Below are 17,271 nucleotides of genomic sequence, written 5' to 3' on the forward strand. Positions count from 1 at the left end.
TACTTTTTTCTTAGAATGAGATTAAGTACTACATAGACATACACCAGTTGAATGTAAGATGTGTAGCGTATTTTGTTAACAGAAATGTATTATTGACCTTACCTGAAAATAATGAATAAAGGATAACTTACAATTATTAATTATTGGATGTGAAAGTATGATAAAAAGAGAAGAGTTCGTAAAAAAATTCGCTGAAAAATGCAAAAATAATAGTGCTGCTATTTTTTTAGGAGCCGGAATGAGTGTGGATGCGGGATTACCTTCATGGAAAAATCTTTTTTTACCACTAGCTGAAGAAATGGATATTAATATCGAAAATACTAAATATCAAATTTACGATATTGCCCAATTTTATGCAAATAGATTTGGCACAAATGAATTATATAAAAAGGTTGGAAAAGAAATAAATAGGATTTTAGTGTCATCAAAAGCTCTTGATCAATTATCGTTAATGCAATGTAATTCTATATGGACTACGAATTTCGATCAAGTCCTTGAAAATAACCTATCAAAAATAGGTAAAATAACAAATATTATTAGTAAAGAATCTGATTTAATTGGCTGTGATTTAAACAAAAATGTTAATATATTTAAGCTTAACGGTGATATAAGGGATATTCAAAATGCGGTAATTACAAAAAGTGATTTAGAAAAATATCATGAAAATCATCATTATTATTTAGCTTTTTTCAAAAGAGAATTAATAACAAAAACTTTTCTTTTTTTAGGATATAGTTTTACAGATTCTTTAGTATTACCTTGTATTTCAGAATTAGGAAGAGCTTTTAACAATAATCAGCCACACCATTTTACAATAATTAAAAATTCTCAATCTAAAGATTTTAAAAATTATATTGCTGATTTAGAAAATAGATATCAAATAGATGTTTTGTTAATTGATGATTATAATGAAATTTCTGAAATATTAACGGAAATTAACTATTATACTAATCAAAGAAATGTTTTTATTTCTGGGTCATATCAAGGAAAAGACGAAAAAAAACTGTATGAAATAGATGAATTATGTAAAATAATTACTCGAACACTTTATAATAACGGTTTTACTATAGTCAATGGGTATGGTAATAAAATTGGTTATTATATCGCTTCTGAAGCAACAAAATTAATGATAGAAGAAAATGTAATTAATTTTAGGAGACATTTACAAATGTTTCCTTTTAATGAGCATTTATCTAATGAAGATAAAACAAATCATAGAACTTTTATGATAGAAAAAACAAATTTTTCAATTTTTTTGTATGGTTCAGGTAGTAAAGAAAGCGGAATGTTTGAAGAATATAAAATTACAAAAAATAATCCTAATAGAATTATTATACCTATTGGTAGTACTGGTGGAACAGCAAGAATAATACTTGAAGATGTAAAAAACAATCTTATTAAATATCCTTATTTAGAAAAATACATAAACGCTCTTGAAAACGAAAATGATCCTAAAATACTGTCAAGAATAATTCTTTCAATAATTAATGAAAATTTAAAAAATAGTGTCAAGCAGAATTATCATAGATAATTCTGCTATAATCAATTCTTTATGATTATGCTCTATGTTTAGCTTTGTGAAAGCAAATAAATACTCAATTATTTTATACACATAATTTATTTTTTGATCAATTCCATAATTGCATTTTATATAATAATAAATAGCGAACAACATTGTTATTCGTGCATTGAAATTTTCATCAGATATATGGTTATAAGTATCTAATAATTGTTTTATATAATCATCACTAAGATTCTTTTTACTATAATTTGATAAAGTAGGGGTCTTATCGTACATTGTTTTGTTTATTTTATCTATTAAAATCTTTGTTACAATTTGATTAATTGAAGATAATGTTCCTTTTGTATCATCAACTTCATTATATATATAATTTTCTAATTTATTTTGATAAGATATAGGCAATTCCGTAAACTTTATATTGTACAGCAAGGGAAAAATAGTTATATTTCGTGTATTTAATTCATTAAAAATTCTTTTTTCTTCTTCAATTGCGCATGGACTTTTAAACAGATTATTACTATACAATATTAAAAAATATTGATTATTCTTTATAGCATATTCAAAATTTTTTTCTTTTTTACCATCACCTAGTATTAATTCATGATAGTCATACCACACATTTATTCCGAAATTTTTTAAATGATACAAACAGGATTTAGCCACAGTATATCTATCACCACTAGAAAAACACATAAACATAAGTAAACCTCTAATAATTGTAAGTTATCCTTTATAAGAATTTTGCAAAACGAAACACATGTCTGAACTCTTATAGATAGTCAGGTGTTAATGGCATTCTAAATTAGAATATATTTAAATTTTATAACAATACAGATTTTTATTATAATCTTGGAGTTTCAAATGATTAATGATATTTTAAATTACTGGTATAAAATTGAATATTTTACTCCGTGTTGGCCGGTAGATATAAAAAAGGATATAAATTTAAATAAAGTTAAATTACCGTGGCTAAAAGAGCAAAAGAATGAAAAAATAAGACTGAGTTATGATTTGTACTTTGGTAAGATAAAGTCAATAGATTTAATAAAATGGATGTTAGCTGAAATTAATATTCCTGAAGAGGAAAGTATTGAGCCGGATAATTCCATAACTTGTATATTTGCCTTTAAAGTTGATGAAGAAGGTTTTTATATTCCAAATTCATTTTCGGTTTCAAGCTTTGTGTGGGCTGTTTCTAAGATTGTATTATCCGGGTCTATTAATTCAGAATTAAATCCAGACGATGTTAAAGTGTTTCAAAATACTATTGATACACTGATAATAAAAAAGCAGGATGACAATAAATTACCTGTTGATGAATCTACCTTAAATGAGATATTTAGTGATGTAAATTGTATATTGAATTTGCCTGACGAAATGTCAGATTTTTCTTTATGGGCTCGTAAGAAACAGCAGTTTAGAAAAAATGACGGCAGTTTTGCAGATGTTGATACGTCAACCGAGTTGTTTCAAAGTTTTTATCTTAATGATATTAAAAATGTAATTGATAATCCAAATAAAAAATTAAATGAATATGTCCTTGCCGGAAATCAGAATGAAAATGCGCAAAAGCGCAAATGCATTGATTCAGATATTAATGAAATGAAAAAGTGGGTTACTGCTGAGAGATTTCCTTTGGGAGCTTGGCCATCCACATATAATCCTTCATTGATGCAACAAATTGGTATCAATATCTGTACCAGTGGAGAAAAAGATATTTTTTCAATTAATGGACCACCGGGAACAGGAAAAACAACATTATTAAAAGAAATTGTTGTATCCAATGTTATAGAAAGAGCAAAGCTATTAGTTGAATTTGATAAACCTGACCAAGCATTTAGTATAGCTGAATTTAAAAATCCGTGTGATCAATATAATCGTTCTTATTATTGTATGGATAAAAGATTAAAAAAATATGGAATTTTGGTTGCCTCAAATAATAATGCGGCGGTTGAAAACATTTCTTTAGAACTCCCAAAAGCTATATCTAATGACAGAACCGGAAGATTCTCCGGACAAACAGGTAGCAATTCTGGTGATATCTATTTTTCTGATGTTGCAAGCAAACTTATCGGACAACCTGCTTGGGGTCTTGTTTCTGCAAAGTTAGGAAAAAAGGGCAATCTGAATAATTTAAAAGAGCGTCTTTGGTGGGCTGAAGATGGAATTACGCTCAAGCATTATTATGATAATCCGGTTTTAAATTGGAGTACTGCCCGAGACAATTTTATTTCAGCACTTAAAAATGTGTTGGATGAAAGAAAACGTATTTCAGATGCCCAATCACTGTTAGATAAAAAGACAGTACTTATTTCAGCAAACACTACGGCACAGAATAACTACAATCAAGCTGAAACAAGATTATCTGAAAAGCAAAAAAATTTAGATTGTGAAAACAAAAAATTAAGTAAATTAACTGACAACTTTAATTCAGTTAATGATCGAATTGATTTTTTGTTTTCAAATATGAATTTATTTCAGAGGTTATTTTTGAAGTTTATTAAGCACAATTTGGTAGTAAATGAATGGAAAACTCTTAATATAAAAAAGGAAGAGATTATAATCCGAATTTCAGAACAAAAAGGAGTTTGCGATAAGATTAAAGAAGATATAGACATCATCAGCGATGAGCTATTTGATTGTAAAATAAAACTGGAGAGCGTTAAAAAAGAAATAGATGCTATCGAGAAGAAGATAGAGTCAGAAAGAAGCCTTTTTCAGAATAACTGGGCGGACGATAGTTTTTGGGACAATATTGAAAAGAATGAAAAATCTCAAGAAAGCTGTCCATGGGTATATGAAAAATATAATGCACTTAGAGAAGAACTGTTTTATCAGGCTCTCCAACTGAATAAGTCATTCGTATTAACAAGTAAATGCGTAAAGCAAAATTTACAAAGGCTGTTTTCTTTGTGGGATGGAAAGTATACAAATGAGGATAGTGTAAATTCATATGGAGAATTACTTAACACTTTGTTATTAGTAATACCGGTTGTTTCTACTACTTTTGCATCAGTAGAATCATTTTTATCTAATATTCAGCAAGAAGAACTTGGATTACTGATTATTGATGAAGCAGGACAAGCAACTCCTCAGAGTGCTTTGGGTGCCTTGTGGAGAACACAAAGAGCAATTATAGTTGGAGATCCATTGCAGGTTGAACCTGTATTAACTGTGCCAAAAGAATTAGTTAAGCGTTTTGCTGATGAATATAATATTCCGGAGTATTATAGAATACCAGAAATTTCTGTTCAGATGCTTGCCGATCAGATGAATGAATATGGTGGTTATAGAAACATAAACGGAGAACAAATTTGGCTTGGTTGTCCGTTAGTTGTTCATAGGCGCTGTATAAATCCGATGTTTAATATATCAAATCAGATCGCATATGAAAACAAAATGTTTTTAAAATCTATTGGACCAAAGGAGGATACTCGTTTTGTGATTGATTATTCGGTATGGTTTGATATTAAGGGCAAAGAAAACGGAAATAAGGATCATACAGTAATTAATCAGATTGATTTTGCAGAAAAAATATTTGCTAAAGCTGTTGAAGATTTTAATGGTTTTCCGGATCTATTTATTATTACCCCATTCAGACTAGTTGCGGAAAATTTAAGCAGAATGATGCGTAAGGTTTTACGCCGGTCTCAATATATTAAAAACGAAAAGATAGAAGAATGGGTAAAGGAACATTGTGGTACTGTGCACACATTTCAAGGTAAGGAGGCTAACGAGGTAATACTTGTATTGGGTTGTGATAATCAATCAGGTATCGGAGCCGCCCATTGGGTGGGGCAGAAACCCAATATTATCAATGTTGCAGTATCAAGAGCAAAATATAGAATTGCTGTTATTGGTGATTATAATTTGTGGAAGGACATACCTAATGTTCAAGTGTTGTGCAAATATTTGAATAAGAAATAATATATCAAAGAAATGCGGGAAATATTATGAAGATAAAAAAACTACATATAAAAAGATTTCGTGGTATTGAAGATCAGACAATTAAAGATATTGATAGCGCTTTAGTTCTTATTGGTAAAAACAATGCAGGAAAAAGTGCCTTTTTAACTGCAATAAGAACCTTTTTTGGCGACTACATACCTCAGGAAAAAGATATATATAAAAATTTTGATGATTTTGAGATTGAAGTAGTTTTAGAATGCGATGAGAATTATATATCTGATTTCTTTTTAGACAGCAAAATTGGCTTTGCAAAAGTTCCTTCAACGGCAGCTGATTATAATGATGTTAAAAACGGAACAATTTTTGAAGATAAAACATTTTCTGAGTTTAAAAGTTTGAGAAATGAAGTATTAAATGCAGATTCATTGGAAGACACATCTACAAGAGAAAGTTTTGAGCCTATATGGACTAATGCTATTTATAAAAAATTTTCTATTTCGGAAGGCTTAATACATGCTTCTTTAGTTTTTAAAAAAGGCACTTCAAAAGTTGAATATACTGTTAACAAAGATATTGTTTATCTGTTGCCGTCAGTGGCTTTTATTGATGATTCTCGTAATTTTCTTGAAGAGGAAACAGGAAAGGCTAGAACGATCACAGCAAATATTTTTAATACCATATTAAAATCAGAGCTGTTTAGTAATAAAGAAATTGATTGTTATAATTGCAACATAGATGATTGTGATGGTAACTGTATAAGCAAAATTGATGAAAAAGCACCAATGGATTTAAGTATTGAAGAACTGCAAAAACTTATTAACTATAAAACAAAAAACACTTCAGCTAAGTTTACTAGTAGTATTTCGGAACGGTTTGCCAAAAATTATCAAAAAGGTTTTAAGGTAAATATTAAGGCAACGAGTAATATAGATAAGTCCTTTTCAATTCTTACAAAATTGTTTGATCCTGTGCTTAATGCCGAGGTTGAACTTTCAAATGTTGGTGCAGGTGTTCGTAGCGTTTATATATTATCTTTATTGCAGTCGTATCAAGCAATAAGTGCTAAACATACAATTTTTATTATCGAAGAACCTGAGCTGTATTTACATCCTCAATTGCAAAAGTCTATGGCTAAAACGCTATCTGAAATTACGGAGAATAATCAAGTCATTTTTACAACACATTCACCAATAATGTTGAGAGAGTTTAGTACGCAAAATATAAGAAAGGTTAAGTTGGATGAAGAAAGATATTGCAGTATTGCTGAAAATACAACTATTGACGATGTGCTAAAGGAAATAGGATATTCTAGTCAGGATGTATTAAATACAGATTTTATACTGTTTGTTGAGGGTCAGGATGATAAGTATATAGTTGAGCGTATTTTAGATAAATACTACGATATTGACTTAGAAAGATTATCAGTTATTGATACAAAATCATGCAAAACCATTGGATTTTATGCAACACTGAGGTTCTTAGAAAAAACAACAATGAGTGATGAATTTGCAATAATCCGAGATGCAGATACAAAGTCAGAAGACATGGTTAAAGAAATTTTGGAGAATCAATTAAATAGTAATCTTGATAGTGAATTTGCTTCAAAAGCAATTTCAAAAACGCATATTACAAAATTTAGCTCTATTGAAGGTTATTTATTTTCTCCAGAGTTACTTGTAAGTCATAACATATATGCAAGTGAAGATCAAGTGTATGAAAGGCTTAGAAATGGATTATCTGAGAATAAAGATAAATGTTTAAAATATTTCAGAAAGCAGAATGAAAATGCACAGGAAAGAATTGAGTTATTTGAAGGTGAATATGACTCCAAAATTGCTGATGCAAAAGAAAATCTTGATTGGATAAAGACTAATATACAAGGACATACTTATTTTGGTTTCACCGAATCTAAAAGAATAAATTATGAAAGCTATGTTGAAGAATTACCTCAGGTAGCATTTGAGAATTTAATAGAATTCTTTGACGGAATTCCTTATTTTTTTAGTAAGAAACGGAATTAAAATATAATTTTATACAAACCATTGAAGTGTGTTTCGTGAATTTTACTAAGCATATAACTATGGGATAATATGTAATTATATTGGTTTTAAATAAAATGATGAATTAAATTCAATTTGTTAAAAAATAAGAATATGAAGAAAGGAGATATTAACAATGGAAAAACTATCTATAAATTCTAAACAGTTAAAGAACGAAGGTTTCAGTACTTCAAAGAATGCTGAAACAGATGTAATTAGAAATAATGAAGTTGAGAAACCGATTCATTATAAGATTATAAATAATTTGTACACTTCACAAGAGGATTTTATAGTTATAGGTCTTTGTGGTAAAACTGGTTCTGGCTCATCAACTGTTTCTAAAATATGTCAACAAGATTTTGAAAGGCTTTTTCTGTCTACACCTGGTTCAATACACAATAATCTGTATAATGAACATGAATATCGTATATTATATAACTTTGCAAAAGTAAATTGGAGACATTTTTATAGAATAAAAGTGAGTGCTTTAATTACTGCTACTGTATTACAAAAAAGTGAAGAAGAATTATTGAATTTTCTTGTGGGTTTATGTGAAAAAATAGCTTCCAATAAAAATGAGACATTAAATATAATTCGTGAAAAATTTTTTAAACTAAAAATGTATTTTAATTTTGCAGAATGGTTTAAATTAGATCCTGGTGATAATGAATTAATTGGAGAATACCTAAATAATTTACCAGATAAAGATTTTCAAGAAAAATTCACAATTAATATTGATAGTGATATTAATGAATATCATGATAAAGAATGTATGATAAGTGAGGCAAAGACATTTGAATTGGACGGTACAGGTGATAAAATTGAGTATTATCAAGATGGCACATGTATTTGGATTGAAAACAAAGATTTGTATAAAATGTTTATGGTATACAAAGATAAAAGGTTGAATAAAACCACATTTAAAAATCCGTTATATTTTTGGATATTAAGGCGTTATATTTATGATTTTTTACCGATAGTGGTTCATGAATTTTGGGATGAAATAAAAAAGTATTCCAAAAGTTTACCAATATTAGCAATGCAGATGCTTGGAATAAATTTAAGAATTTGTAAAAAACCGTATTTAATCGGTGATGTGCATTTTGAAGAAAACGGTTATGTTTATATTGCGGAGGATATTAATATAGCAATAAAATTATTAAGTAGCTATAATACAATTTGGTGTAACAAATTAATATCTTTTCAAGCTAAATAAATTGAATCTAATGATTCTAAAAATAAACATAATAAGCATACTTTAGTTGTTATAGATTCAATAAAAAATCCATTTGAATCATTGTTTCTTAAACAAAGATACAGCAACTATTATTTGCTTGGAATATATACAGAGGACGACGAAAGAAAAAAACGTTTGGAGCATAAAGGATTAAATCGGGATCAAGTAAAAGAAATAGATACAATTGAAACTCTATCATATTTTAAAAAGATATGTAAAGAATATGTGGATTCTGAGAAAAAATCCGAATTTTCAGAAAACAATGGATATATCGCAACAAAAATTGTAACTCAAATTGTTGAGCTTAAGTTAAATAATGTTTTACCTTTTATTCTTCAAAATGTTTCGAGCTGTTTAGATTCTGCAGATATATTTATCAATAATATAAAAGATAATGCTTCACGTCTCAAAATAAAATATGAATTGATTAAATATGTATCACTTGCCATGCATCCTGGCTTAATATTACCAACGCATTTAGAAAGATGTATGCAAATTGCATATACTGCTAAATTAAATTCCGGTTGTATTTCAAGACAGGTTGGTGCGGTTATTACTGATAAAGATTATCATTTGTTGTCTATAGGTTGGAATCAACAACCTGAAGATCAGATACCTTGTTCCTATAGAAATTTAAAGGAACTTATAAATCATTGGTCTGTTGAGACATATAGTGATTATGAAAATGATGATAACGAAGAGTTGATGAACAGAATCAAAAAGAATGTTGAAGAAGTATACACTTCTGAAAATAATTTATACAAAAATGGAAAGCTGCCCTACTATTGCTTTAAGGATTTATATAATAAAATTACTAACAAGCAGAATCAAGTTCATCCACGTTCGCTTCATGCCGAAGAAACTGCTTTTCTAAATTTAGGACCAACTGGAAAAATACTTGTAAAAGGCGGTTGTTTATTTACGACATCAAGTCCGTGTGAATTGTGCTCTAAAAAAGCAAAATATATGGAGATATCTAAAATCTACTATATAGAACCTTATTCTGGAATATCATATAAACATGTTTTATGCGCAGGAAGCAACGAAAGCAGACCTGAATTTATATTGTTTACTGGTGCTATCGGCAGAGCCTATATGCAGTTGTATACTCCTTTGCTTCCTCTTAAAGATGAGCATGAACTATGGTTGGGTGACAAAACTGAAAATATAGTTGTAAAATGACAATTTTTATGATAGAAGTGATTTTATGAAAAATAACAGAAAAAAGTTTAGTGCCATGCTTATAGCACCTGATATTATTGAATGCAGAAAGAACCATCAGGGGATATTAATTGCTCCGTTCAATGATCAAAAAGCGAAAGGAATTGGATATAATATTTCTCCTTCAAATTTAGTTTATTCAATAAAAAAAGGTGTTCCGCAAATGATTTTTGACAGTGAAGAAGGCAGCTATACTTACATTAATCCAAATGATACTGTATTAATATTATCATATGAATATATTCAGACAGATAGCAAGATTGCGGGAACATTTCATTCTCGTGTTCGTAATTCCGCAAAAGGATTAGGAAATGTATCTACAACATTGGATCCAGGCTGGAAAGGGATGTTGTTAATAGCAATAAACAACCCTACTAAAAAGAAAATCAAGCTACCTATTACAGTAAAAAAGGACGGTAAAGTTGAACGATGTAGTTTAATTACTTTGGTGGTTTTCCAAAATGATTTTTCTAAAAAAGAAAATCATAGGATATCTTTCCATTTAGATAATCCACCAATGCGTGCAGACATATGGAGCGAATTGACGGCTATGCCGCGCAAATTGTTACATAACGATAAATACCAAAAATTTCAAAGATTTATTAATCAACTTATAAGTTTTAAACCTAGTGATAGTTCTGAAATGTGTAAGTATAAAACCATATTAGAATTAATATTAAAGTTAGAAATTGCTTTATATTCTGAAAAATCTGAAATATTATTCAGAACATGTATGTTAGAATTGAATCAAAGAATATCAATGGATGATGAAGAATTAAGAGAGAAATATACTTCTCTGCAAAAGTTAATTGATAATTGTTACAACCGATATAATTCATTTAATCAGATAATTTCCGTACAAAGAATAAAAGAAAAAATAGACTTAATAAGAGATGAATGTAAATATCTTATTCTTTGTAATGAAGTAGAGCAGATACACGAATTCATTACAAAAAATATTGAAGTGTGGTGGGAACAAGCAACTTTATCACAATTTTTTGATAGGTATATTTTACCTAATTTAAGTGCTATAATTATATCGGTTGCTCTATGTATTATGTTATTATTTGGTGTTAATATAGAACAAAATGGATTTTTGGCTAAACTTATAGTAAGTCTTTCCCCAATTTTATTATCAGTATTAATTAATATTTTTACTATTAGAAAAAATAGAATTTAGATAAAGTTTATATCGATGTTTTGATGTTTTTCCCTACACTCGCCAGAGCGCATGACTGTTAATCATGATGTCACTGGTTCGAGCCCAGTTGGGGGAGCCATAACAGAGTAGTTTTTATAGCTACTCTGTTTTCTTTTGCTCAATTTTAAAAGTTATGATGTCAGTTTTACACATCAGAGTAAACGGTCAAGGTCGCTCTGATAGCTGTCATTAAGTAAATGTTTTTGAGCTGCTAAATGTATGTAAATTTGAGTAATATTAATTGTTGAGTGCCCCATGAGCACACGCAGCACTTCAAGATTACCACCTTGATAAATAAAATTTGTTGCAAATGTATGCCTAAGTAAATGAGGATAAACTCTCTGTAATCCATTTGTTTTTTTAATTCTCGCAAAAAGCATTTTAATTGAATTGTGTGTTAAAGCTACTTTTCTTTGTGTAAGGAATAAACTGTCTAAATCTGTGTTAATGTTATTGCGATAATTATTATATATTATAAACTGCTTAAAAACTGTGGTGCCAAATGGAACTAATCTTTGTTTTGCTCCTTTACCATTGATTATAAGAAAACGATTTTTTAAATCTATATCAGTAATCTTTAAATTTACGATTTCTCCAAGTCTAAGTCCACAATCAAGCATAAGCATAATAATACATCTATTCCTACATTTTAAAAATGAAGAATTATCATAGACATTAAGTAAAGATTTAATTTCATCATCTGATAAAGGAACAATAATATCCTTATTTGCTTTCATAAGCAGTAATTTATTTACATCAATATCAATGTATTCTTCAAAATACAGCCAACGCAGAAATACTTTGACAGCTCGGGCATATGTACGAACAGAAACTCTATTAATATTAAGATTTTCTGATATATATAATTGATATGATTTAAACAATACTACATCAATATCCTCAATATCCATATCATTTCCACAAAAATTCAAAAACATTTTTAATGAGCGTTTGTAATAGTCAAGCGTATAATTAGAGTTTCCTCTAAATTTTTGTTCCTGCATAAATTCGTTGTAAGCACTAAGCACATTCATTTTCTGAAATTTTCTCCTTATATGCCTTGTCCTCTGCAAGCAATAGCTTATATTTTGGATTAAGTTTAGCTTTAAATTTATCAGTTACTTCAAGAAGCTTATCAATAGAATTAATTTGAAGATAAGTATAAATAAAACCAGCACAATGATTTTCTACATAACTATTGAGTTTAAGAGCATTATAATCAAGACCGACAGTAACAAACAATGATTTAGATTCAGATGTTACAGATGTAGAAAATTGCAACCAATGACTTGCTATATCCCAACGCCATTTATTTTTATCGTTGCCGAATTGCTCAACATATCGCAAATAATGATTTAGTACTATAAAGTATAAATGATCTATTGTTTCATCTTCGCACATATATAATCTTATAAATTCAAAAGCTCTCTCACGCCTTAACTGCATTTCACATCTTATCCAATGAGGTATTTCAGATGAACGATTACGCTCTACTGCTTTATCATATATACGAATAAAGATATTTGAACGCATAGAACCGTGTGTAACAGATATACCTTTCTGTTCACGAGATTTCTTAATGGATCGAATAACTTCTGCATCATCAAATCTTGATACAAAATTTCCTTTCTCTGTATCATCTGCTATTTTTTCAATATTAAGATAGCCACGGAAATCATCATAAGCTATGTCTAAGCGAGTTATATTTACATCATCAGGGTTTGCAAGAATATAATCAAAAATCTTCTTATAATTTCCGTGACCTAATTCTTCAAATGCTCTGCAACCTTGACCTGACATTTCAACCCATACATAACCTTTAAACCCGTCATAATGTATTGAGATAGAGTTGAAATATAATCTACTCTGAAATCCTTGAATACCACGAATACCGCCAATTTCTTGAAAAGGACAATCCTGCATTCCTAATAATTCAATTATATCAAACGGACTTGATATATTATCTGTAAAAGATAACCAGTCAAATATAATCTTATTATTTTGATAATCTAAAATATGTGCGTTCATAAAATCGTCCCCTTAAAAAAATTATGCTATAAATGTAGGTTGTGCACAGCTGTTAGCCCGCTGCGCACGGCGAAACTAACAAAATTTCGCCAATTTTCTTTTTATAAAAACTATTGATTTAGGGAACCCCGGCGGTGAAACCGCCACCCCTTAATCAATAGTTTTTATCATTCTTAAAATTACGCTATATGTGTAATAGCCAGCAACAGCTATAAGCCACAATAACAGAGTATTTACTATAAATTCAAAATCAACAAAATAATTGATATAAGGTAAATAATCAGCTATCGGTGAATTTGAAAGCATAGTAAATGGGCTATCAGGAAGTAAATCTATTATGCTTTTTAACAAGTCATATAGCGTGTCACATATCCAATTCCAAATTTCGCCAAAAATTTCCATTATTCTGCACCTATAAGCTTACGGCTTGCTAATATTAAAAAAATTACAAATGCTATACTACTAAAAAATCTTGATATTTTTGCAATATCTTCAAATTCAGATAAATCAATAGTAAATTCATAGTCAATACCTAATCTTTCAAATTTAAATGGAATAGAAAAAACAGGTGCTTCGGGTTCAGCTACAAGATTAGCAAAAACATTGTAAACATCCCACGGCAAGCAGAACGGAAATTTTTCTTTAAAGAGGATTTCCGGCAAGCTCAAACCAGGAATTGAAGGCTTGTTCGGTTTGGTGTCAGGATCTTCTTTTGTGTCGTCTTTAGTATCTGTTTTGTCTTTATCAACTGTTCTAATATCTTCTGCGGTCTTTGAGATTGTATCTGTCAAGTCCTGTGGAACACTGATACCAATACTGTCAGGGTAAGTGCCAACATCAGTTATATCATCAGCAGTAGAGGGGAAAGAGTCAATGCCGGGAAGGTGTGCAGCGTCAACACCTACAGAGAACACATCTTCACCAAGAAGAAGTCGTGTTAAATCTTGTTTACAAATTGTTAAATCATCACAATTAATAAGATTATCATTACTGCTAATGACATCATCAGCAAGCCATTGACTAATTACATTACCACCAGAAGTAGTAAGTGTATAAGATTGTGATGCAGAATCATAAGAAGCTTGACAAATTTCGTTTTTATATAAAAGTAAAGAATAAGAGCCAATAGCACCAACTTGAACACCTTTAATAAGAACATCAGAATAATTACTTAAATAAAACAAAGGACAATCTATACTTGTATCAAAGTTATTATATCCAATAAGTAATATTTCAGATAAATCAAGAGCCGGAACACTTAATACAGCGAATTGAGTATTATTCTCAATTTGAAAATTTGAACTATGTTGAGTAATTTGATTATAAAGCTTAGAACCATATACTTTTCTTAGTGTATCCATACCGTAAAAACTTAATGTAGTATAAGCAGATGTCTGAATAAAAATATTAGTATCACGCTTCCAAGGATTCGATATATTGACTACAGTGCCAGCTGCAAGTGTCTTGAAAAAAGTATCTTCGGTTAATTGATTTTTAACTATATTACTATAATCTAAATCAATATTGCAGTATTGCGGAAACTGTCTTACGAACTCATCTATTAACGCTTTCCATTCGGACTTTATAACAGCAATAAAACCATTTCCTAAAGCTGAATCAACTTCAACTTGATGAGCATTATAATCTATAATATCTTGAACATCAGCAGGCGACGAATCATAAAAATTTTGTGCTGCAGTCGATATTGCACTTGTAGATGTAAATGTCATTCCGCAGCAAACAAGAAAAGCACCGAGGAAAAAAAGAATAGCGTCATCAACTCCGGCGACAGCATTAACCGGTTCAAGCACACCGCCGAAACACACAACAGTTAAGAGGCACAATAACAATGACAACAACTTCTTGCAAATTTTATGTTTTTTCAGATACTTTAACACTCTGTTCATTGTTAAAAGCCTCCTTAATCTTTGATTTATCAAAAAAGCTTGATTTTAAATTAGTTTTGTTTTGTACATCTGATTTCTTATCATCAGAAAATTTAAATAATGCCATTGTGTCATAGCAGTTAGCTACCCGCTGACTGAATTTTTTTAAATGTGTTGCAGTCTTGATTTTGCACGGATACCAATACTCAACAACATGATATAAACCTTTACAAGCGAGCGAAAGTAATGCAAATGCTAAATTCCAATTTTTCAATGCTCTATGTTTGTAGTCGTACTCTAATAAACCTCTTATCTGTCTATCAAGCATACGGTCTTGTTGAGCAATTAAAATAAACTCATAATTAAAATGCCGATGATTTGCGAAAAAATTAACCCATTCCATGCGATCTTTTCGCTCGAATTGTCTGGGATTGAATAATATACTTGCCTCATCAATAACAACAAGGGTTTGTGGCTTTAACCCCGGACTATGATTTGCTTTAGCAAAGTCAAGTAAGAATGAAACTGTAAGTTCAGTATTTGTCAAAAAAATAAACTTACCAAGTTTTCTTTTACTATTATATTTTTTAGCATCAACAGGAAAATTTGCAATTACATTTTTACCACGCATAAGCCATTTAATAATATCTTCAGTTGCATGATAACTTTTATATGAACCAGGTGTACCGCTGTACAACGAAATAGCCATTTTTATGTCCCCTTTTTTGCGTGTCTGAAAAAACTTTTATAAAAAAGCCAGCAAGCTGGGTCTTGACTCTACAAAATCAAGTGATAGCTTTATGTTGCCGAGCAACTCAAAAGCTAAAACTTAAATTTAAGTCACTCGGCTATAAAATTGTATCACTTGATTTTTTCGAGTAAAGACTGCAAGCACTTTTTTATAAAACTTTTTTCAGAGGATAGTTACAAAAAATATAATATATGTCCCCGACGGACCTCACAATCTAAAAGCTAAATACAAAACAATAGGAGCAGGGCATTTTAAACCCTGCCCCTAAATTGTTGAGAGGTAAACATAATTAACGACCAATCAGACTGCGAACGAATGAAATGCCTTTCTTGATTGCGATAATTGCACCGAAAATTGCCAAACCAACAGGAATAGCAAGCATAATGTAGCCCATTACATCACTCTGAATTGAAGAAATAGCGGTAGAAAAACTACTTTGCATATCTGATGAGCTTACAGGTGTACCGTTTTCGGCAGCAAATGAAGAAATTGCAGATACTGCAGCAATCATAGAAGCAGATGCAACAGCTACAAACTTCTTGCTGTGTCGCTTAAGAAAACTTTTTACTTTACTCATGAAAAAAACTCCTTTCTTATATATCAAGCTTTGAAATTAAGAAGACCAATAGCCTTATAAATTCCAATGCTTAGTAAACTTAAACAAGTATAGATTATAAATCCTGCTCCAAAACCGTATGGAAACAAAGACATAATTTCGACTACATAATTCATTTTTACCACTTCCAAAAAGAAAATGCCTTTGCGGTTATAAGTCCGATAACAATTGCAAGTATAGCTACAACTACAATAAAACCTTGCAAAATAATATCGTTTTGATTGTTTATGCTTGTTACAAGTTCATCAATCGTTGCCATTTGTTTCTACCTCTGATATTGAGTCAATAACAACAGAATGAAACTTACAATTTGAACATACATCTTCATCACCGCATTTGAAATCTTTGTTTTTCTTGCTTTTCAGCACTTTAAGAAGATATGCAAAACCTATGCCACAGCCAAAATAAATAATACTGTTCATTACTTATCCTCCAAATTGTCAATGCTTTGTTCTGAATCGTAGAAAGCTGCTTTAATATCATCAGTTGCAGGAATTTTGTTAATCAGAACTACACGCTTTTTATCATTAAAATAAAGCTCTACATAGTCGCCGAATTTAACATCATCAAGAACATCATCAGTAGCTACCTTAAATGTTTCAACTGCAAGTCCTACTACATCATCTTTTGGAAAAGCACAGTATAAATGAATATAATGGAGCATTTCGCCGTCATCTGTTTTAAAGTCGCCAATCTTATAGCCTAATACTTTTTTTAATTCGATCATCTTGTTCACTCCTTTGTTATTTTAAGTTTTTATGGGACACTCGGAAAGACTTGACATTAAGTAACTTAAAAATCGTAGTGTTACATACTCCGTTATGCATACCGGGAGAATAGCTCTAATTTGTGTCTTTTTTA

At 30.0% G+C, this 17,271-nt stretch carries 16 protein-coding genes; 6 read left to right on the forward strand and 10 right to left on the reverse strand.

Features of this window, described 5'->3' with window-relative positions; translation table 11 throughout:
- Positions 1-157 precede the first annotated feature (157 nt).
- Complete coding sequence (locus KGF34_RS00080) at positions 158-1,531, forward strand: SIR2 family protein (RefSeq protein ID WP_252559325.1); 1,374 nt, start codon at positions 158-160, stop codon at positions 1,529-1,531.
- Here the strand turns inward: KGF34_RS00080 and KGF34_RS00085 are convergent.
- On the reverse strand, positions 1,496-2,221 hold the full coding sequence (locus KGF34_RS00085; RefSeq protein WP_252559328.1) for a toll/interleukin-1 receptor domain-containing protein: 726 nt from the start codon (positions 2,219-2,221) through the stop codon (positions 1,496-1,498). The two genes, KGF34_RS00080 and KGF34_RS00085, sit on opposite strands and share 36 nt — an antisense overlap.
- A gap of 162 nt (positions 2,222-2,383) precedes the next feature.
- On the opposite strand from KGF34_RS00085, the gene KGF34_RS00090 reads away from it, so the two are divergent.
- The 5 genes from KGF34_RS00090 to KGF34_RS00110 all read left to right on the forward strand — a co-directional run bounded on the left by KGF34_RS00090 (position 2,384) and on the right by KGF34_RS00110 (position 11,108).
- Positions 2,384-5,449: an AAA domain-containing protein gene (locus KGF34_RS00090; protein WP_252559331.1), complete on the forward strand. Its 3,066-nt coding sequence runs from the start codon at positions 2,384-2,386 to the stop codon at positions 5,447-5,449.
- Positions 5,450-5,475: 26 nt separating this feature from the next.
- Complete coding sequence (locus tag KGF34_RS00095) at positions 5,476-7,452, forward strand: AAA family ATPase (RefSeq protein WP_252559332.1); 1,977 nt, start codon at positions 5,476-5,478, stop codon at positions 7,450-7,452.
- A gap of 154 nt (positions 7,453-7,606) precedes the next feature.
- Positions 7,607-8,686 carry a hypothetical protein gene (locus KGF34_RS00100; RefSeq protein ID WP_252559335.1) on the forward strand — a complete coding sequence of 360 codons (1,080 nt, stop codon included), beginning with the start codon at positions 7,607-7,609 and terminating at the stop codon, positions 8,684-8,686.
- A 114-nt stretch (positions 8,687-8,800) separates the two neighbouring features.
- Positions 8,801-9,889, forward strand: coding sequence for a hypothetical protein (locus tag KGF34_RS00105; protein ID WP_252559337.1), 1,089 nt, complete (start codon positions 8,801-8,803; stop codon positions 9,887-9,889).
- Between the two features lie 25 nt (positions 9,890-9,914).
- Positions 9,915-11,108 (forward strand): hypothetical protein, encoded by a 1,194-nt coding sequence (locus tag KGF34_RS00110; RefSeq protein ID WP_252559349.1) that lies wholly within the window; start codon positions 9,915-9,917, stop codon positions 11,106-11,108.
- 173 nt (positions 11,109-11,281) lie between these two features.
- Here KGF34_RS00110 and KGF34_RS00115 read toward each other — a convergent pair whose 3' ends face one another.
- The 9 genes from KGF34_RS00115 to KGF34_RS00155 form a co-directional block, all read right to left on the reverse strand.
- On the reverse strand, positions 11,282-12,163 hold the full coding sequence (locus KGF34_RS00115) for a tyrosine-type recombinase/integrase (protein ID WP_252559355.1): 882 nt from the start codon (positions 12,161-12,163) through the stop codon (positions 11,282-11,284).
- On the reverse strand, positions 12,150-13,157 hold the full coding sequence (locus KGF34_RS00120; RefSeq protein ID WP_252559362.1) for a replication initiation factor domain-containing protein: 1,008 nt from the start codon (positions 13,155-13,157) through the stop codon (positions 12,150-12,152). The genes KGF34_RS00115 and KGF34_RS00120 overlap by 14 nt, the downstream gene beginning before the upstream one ends.
- Positions 13,158-13,307: 150 nt before the next feature.
- The gene (locus KGF34_RS00125; protein ID WP_252559365.1) at positions 13,308-13,559 is read right to left on the reverse strand and encodes a hypothetical protein; all 252 of its coding nucleotides are present in this window, start codon (positions 13,557-13,559) and stop codon (positions 13,308-13,310) included.
- Positions 13,559-15,064: a hypothetical protein gene (locus KGF34_RS00130; protein ID WP_252559369.1), complete on the reverse strand. Its 1,506-nt coding sequence runs from the start codon at positions 15,062-15,064 to the stop codon at positions 13,559-13,561. Before KGF34_RS00130 ends, KGF34_RS00125 begins: the two co-directional genes overlap by 1 nt.
- Positions 15,030-15,752, reverse strand: coding sequence for a zonular occludens toxin domain-containing protein (locus tag KGF34_RS00135; RefSeq protein WP_252559370.1), 723 nt, complete (start codon positions 15,750-15,752; stop codon positions 15,030-15,032). The genes KGF34_RS00130 and KGF34_RS00135 overlap by 35 nt, the downstream gene beginning before the upstream one ends.
- Positions 15,753-16,083: 331 nt before the next feature.
- Complete coding sequence (locus KGF34_RS00140) at positions 16,084-16,371, reverse strand: hypothetical protein (protein WP_252559372.1); 288 nt, start codon at positions 16,369-16,371, stop codon at positions 16,084-16,086.
- A 157-nt stretch (positions 16,372-16,528) separates the two neighbouring features.
- Positions 16,529-16,669, reverse strand: coding sequence for a hypothetical protein (locus KGF34_RS00145; RefSeq protein ID WP_252559375.1), 141 nt, complete (start codon positions 16,667-16,669; stop codon positions 16,529-16,531).
- Complete coding sequence (locus tag KGF34_RS00150) at positions 16,656-16,832, reverse strand: hypothetical protein (RefSeq protein ID WP_252559377.1); 177 nt, start codon at positions 16,830-16,832, stop codon at positions 16,656-16,658. Before KGF34_RS00150 ends, KGF34_RS00145 begins: the two co-directional genes overlap by 14 nt.
- Positions 16,832-17,137, reverse strand: a complete 306-nt coding sequence (locus tag KGF34_RS00155) for a hypothetical protein (RefSeq protein ID WP_252559379.1) — start codon at positions 17,135-17,137, stop codon at positions 16,832-16,834. The genes KGF34_RS00150 and KGF34_RS00155 overlap by 1 nt, the downstream gene beginning before the upstream one ends.
- Positions 17,138-17,271: the final 134 nt, after the last annotated feature.

This window comes from Ruminococcus sp. FMBCY1, from assembly GCF_023921805.1.
GTDB lineage: Bacteria > Bacillota > Clostridia > Oscillospirales > Acutalibacteraceae > Ruminococcoides > Ruminococcoides intestinale_A.

What these genes read in the sequence shown, in the direction of transcription:
- KGF34_RS00080 (WP_252559325.1), top strand. Translation starts at nt 158, where the DNA reads ATGATAAAAAGAGAAGAGTTCGTAAAAAAATTCGCTGAAAAATGCAAA.
- KGF34_RS00115 (WP_252559355.1), bottom strand. Translation starts at nt 12,163, where the DNA reads ATGAATGTGCTTAGTGCTTACAACGAATTTATGCAGGAACAAAAATTT.
- KGF34_RS00140 (WP_252559372.1), bottom strand. Translation starts at nt 16,371, where the DNA reads ATGAGTAAAGTAAAAAGTTTTCTTAAGCGACACAGCAAGAAGTTTGTA.
- KGF34_RS00120 (WP_252559362.1), bottom strand. Translation starts at nt 13,157, where the DNA reads ATGAACGCACATATTTTAGATTATCAAAATAATAAGATTATATTTGAC.
- KGF34_RS00085 (WP_252559328.1), bottom strand. Translation starts at nt 2,221, where the DNA reads ATGTTTATGTGTTTTTCTAGTGGTGATAGATATACTGTGGCTAAATCC.
- KGF34_RS00150 (WP_252559377.1), bottom strand. Translation starts at nt 16,832, where the DNA reads ATGAACAGTATTATTTATTTTGGCTGTGGCATAGGTTTTGCATATCTT.
- KGF34_RS00145 (WP_252559375.1), bottom strand. Translation starts at nt 16,669, where the DNA reads ATGGCAACGATTGATGAACTTGTAACAAGCATAAACAATCAAAACGAT.
- KGF34_RS00125 (WP_252559365.1), bottom strand. Translation starts at nt 13,559, where the DNA reads ATGGAAATTTTTGGCGAAATTTGGAATTGGATATGTGACACGCTATAT.
- KGF34_RS00135 (WP_252559370.1), bottom strand. Translation starts at nt 15,752, where the DNA reads ATGGCTATTTCGTTGTACAGCGGTACACCTGGTTCATATAAAAGTTAT.
- KGF34_RS00100 (WP_252559335.1), top strand. Translation starts at nt 7,607, where the DNA reads ATGGAAAAACTATCTATAAATTCTAAACAGTTAAAGAACGAAGGTTTC.
- KGF34_RS00095 (WP_252559332.1), top strand. Translation starts at nt 5,476, where the DNA reads ATGAAGATAAAAAAACTACATATAAAAAGATTTCGTGGTATTGAAGAT.
- KGF34_RS00110 (WP_252559349.1), top strand. Translation starts at nt 9,915, where the DNA reads ATGAAAAATAACAGAAAAAAGTTTAGTGCCATGCTTATAGCACCTGAT.
- KGF34_RS00155 (WP_252559379.1), bottom strand. Translation starts at nt 17,137, where the DNA reads ATGATCGAATTAAAAAAAGTATTAGGCTATAAGATTGGCGACTTTAAA.
- KGF34_RS00130 (WP_252559369.1), bottom strand. Translation starts at nt 15,064, where the DNA reads ATGAACAGAGTGTTAAAGTATCTGAAAAAACATAAAATTTGCAAGAAG.
- KGF34_RS00090 (WP_252559331.1), top strand. Translation starts at nt 2,384, where the DNA reads ATGATTAATGATATTTTAAATTACTGGTATAAAATTGAATATTTTACT.